The sequence below is a fragment of the Bacillus sp. LR--39 genome (genome assembly GCF_053613335.1).
On sequence record NZ_JBSIOT010001267.1, the window covers coordinates 1 to 585 of the forward strand.

The window sequence follows — 585 nt, forward strand, 5'->3', positions numbered from 1 at the left end:
ATCATTGGTTTACTTATTTTTTTGACAAAGCTGTAATGGCTGAAAATTCTTACATTTATTTTACATTTTTAGAAATGGGCGTGAAAAAAAGCGCGCGATTATGTAAAATATAAAGTGATAGCGGTACCATTATAGGTAAGAGAGGAATGTACACATGAACAGACAAGAATTAATAACAGAAGCTTTAAAAGCGCGTGATATGGCATATACGCCGTATTCCAAATTCCAAGTAGGAGCCGCTCTTCTTACCAAGGATGGAAAAGTGTACAGAGGCTGCAACATTGAGAACGCGGCATACAGCATGTGCAATTGCGCCGAGCGTACTGCTTTATTTAAAGCTGTTTCTGAAGGGGATACAGAGTTTCAGATGCTGGCCGTTGCGGCTGACACCCCTGGACCGGTATCTCCGTGCGGAGCCTGCCGCCAGGTGATTTCTGAGCTTTGCACAAAAGACGTTATTGTCGTACTGACTAATTTACAAGGACAAATAAAAGAAATGACTGTGGAAGAATTATTGCCAGGCGCATTTTCATCGGAGGATTTACATGACGAACGAAAGCTTTAAATCAGGATTTGTATCCATTA

1 protein-coding gene is annotated in these 585 nt (G+C 41.0%); it reads left to right on the plus strand.

Features of this window, described 5'->3' with window-relative positions; translation table 11 throughout:
* Positions 1–154 precede the first annotated feature (154 nt).
* Complete coding sequence (locus tag ACWHAR_RS29870; RefSeq protein WP_144459386.1) at positions 155–565, plus strand: cytidine deaminase; 411 nt, start codon at positions 155–157, stop codon at positions 563–565.
* Positions 566–585: the final 20 nt, after the last annotated feature.